Source organism: Paraburkholderia sp. GAS448 (assembly GCF_050435685.1).
Taxonomy (GTDB): domain Bacteria; phylum Pseudomonadota; class Gammaproteobacteria; order Burkholderiales; family Burkholderiaceae; genus Paraburkholderia.
Genome location: NZ_JBNDKT010000129.1, coordinates 1 through 2,205 on the forward strand (window position 1 = coordinate 1; position 2,205 = coordinate 2,205).

The window sequence follows — 2,205 nt, forward strand, 5'->3', positions numbered from 1 at the left end:
ATGGTCGAGCAGGGCTGGGGCCGCATCGTCAACATTTCTTCGATCATTGGCTCGAAGGGCGGCTTTGGCCAGACCAACTATGCGGCCGCCAAGGCTGGCATGCACGGTTTCACGAAGTCGCTTGCGCTCGAGGTGGCAAAGAAAGGCGTGACGGTGAACACGGTTTCGCCCGGCTACATTGCGACGAAGATGGTAATGGCCGTGCCGCAAGAAATCCGTGAGACGAAGATCGTTCCGCAGATTCCGGTAGGCCGGCTGGGGGAGCCCGGAGAGGTCGCCTCGCTTGTACGGTATCTGTGCTCGCGCGAGGCCGGTTTTGTCACCGGCGCCAACATCGCCATCAACGGAGGGCAACACCTGCAGTGAACCTGAATCAAGCACCCCGCCTGCAAGCACTAAGGATTACCCACATCTCTTGATTGTCGTTCATAAGGTTAAAACCACCGGCTTTAGCCGGTCAGCTTTAGCCGCGCAGGTCGATGTTGGTTTTCGATGAACCAGCATCGCTTGCTTGGCGCAATGGGTTTAGGGAAGGTCCCCACGCTTCGCCGACTTTAGTCGGCGGGGGCCGGAGCCTCATCCCACCAGCTTTAGCTGGTGGCAGTTGAGTTGATTCCGACGTAGGCTATTCGTTTTGCCGGAAGATGCGATACATGACCGTGCTCTCGTGCAGTGCGAGAAAGCCACGCCACATGACGGTTGGTCCCGGAGGAAGGTCGTGCTTGCGATTGAGATAACCACCGAGCTTTGCAACCCAGAGTACCACCTGCGCGAGCGTCGGCGGTTTGGTCGGCGCTTGCGTTGTGCCGTGTATCCGGCAATACAGCGCGCGCCATTCGACTGGCTGCAGCAGCACTTCGCAGGACAGATCACCATCAAGGCGGGCCAACAGCGTCGCGTACATGATGCGCCAGCTGATGACAGCAAACAATGCCGTGGCGCGCACGAAGCGATCCAGGTGGCCGAATTGTCGCGCCTCGATCTGACACCCGCTCTTCAGGACGCGATGCCACGATTCAATCGTCCAACGGCGGGCATACCACGCCAAACGTTCGAGTGCGTCATCGCAGGTCAGTGTCAGCACCGAACTCAGCAACATCCATTCGATCGGCTCGACGCCCTCGGGGGGGCTGAGTCTCCAGCGCGTGGATCACAAACACCTCGGCATCAGGCAACTTATCGCGCTGACGGCTGCGCGGCGGATGCAACCGGAGCGTCTTGCAACGCACCGTCAATTGCGCAGTGCGTGTCGGTGTCTTTCCATTCCGGGTCGGCACCAGCAGATCCGTTTCGCCCACAGCGGGCTCTGCCGCAACGGCGTCCCACAGATGTGCCTGCGGATGCGCGACGCGGCGGCTCCAGGCTGCACGTACCAGCCAGTCAACGCCCGCTGGCCGAGGGGCGATGAACACATCGTAGACATCGCCGTCGCGGTCGGAGATGCCGATGATGTGGGTGTCGGGGCAGCGCGTTTTCACCGACGCCAGATGCTCGAGGCCTTCGAGCCACTTGACGCTTTCCTTCTCCTCGATAGGCCGTTTCCTTCGTTGCTTCGATTTACCGGATTCCTCGGGTGCACGAATCCACGTCTTCATCCCCAGCACCCCGAGCGGCAGGCCCTCAGGTGTCACGGCCAGCAAGCTGTGCAGCATAAATCCGTGCACATTACTGCTCGTGCCGTGGCCCAGTCCCTGCGTCGCCGGCAGATGCATGAGGTTGAATTCAGTCGTATCCTGCGGCGCCAGGACGACCGGGACCTGCTGCATGCGCTTCAGCGTCTGCCCAATGTGATTGGCCAATACGCCGTCGGTGTCGATCCGTGGATTGTCGAAGAAACGATAGGCGGCCTTCAGTTGTGCCCCGTCCAGCGACTGTGGAAACGAACACTGCGGGCTCTGCGCCAGCCGTCGCGCGAGTGCCACGAGGCGCTGCGTCAGGCGGGCGTCTCCCAGCGCCGCCGTGCCGAATTCTTCGCTGGCCCAGTCATCGAGATCACCCGTTGCAGACAATGCGTTCACTCCGGTCCATGAACGCGCTCAAGTTAACATCGGTCAGCGCAGTTTACAAGCGGTGATCGAGATGTGGGTAATCCTTAGCTGCAAGCAGCGGGGTATGAACTGCGCTTTCTCAGGCTGTCGATCTTCGATCGACCTACGTCGCAAGCGACGGGGAATGCGACCCAAAGAGATTGAAGTTCCCGGCCAT

General features: G+C 60.5%; 3 protein-coding genes. 1 reads left to right on the forward strand and 2 read right to left on the reverse strand.

Annotation, left to right across the window (positions count from 1 at the left end):
- On the forward strand, positions 1–366 hold a 366-nt coding region (locus tag P3T23_RS47535), incomplete at its 5' end, for an SDR family oxidoreductase (RefSeq protein ID WP_429322927.1).
- Positions 367–625: 259 nt separating this feature from the next.
- On the opposite strand, the gene P3T23_RS47540 is transcribed toward P3T23_RS47535, so the two are convergent.
- Both P3T23_RS47540 and P3T23_RS47545 read right to left on the reverse strand, forming a co-directional pair.
- A complete protein-coding gene (locus P3T23_RS47540) occupies positions 626–1,099 on the reverse strand; it encodes an IS4 family transposase (RefSeq protein WP_429322928.1) in 474 nt (157 codons plus the stop codon).
- Entirely contained in the window at positions 1,062–2,018 is a 957-nt protein-coding gene (locus tag P3T23_RS47545; protein WP_429322929.1) for an IS4 family transposase, read from the reverse strand. Before P3T23_RS47545 ends, P3T23_RS47540 begins: the two co-directional genes overlap by 38 nt.
- Positions 2,019–2,205 lie beyond the last annotated feature (187 nt).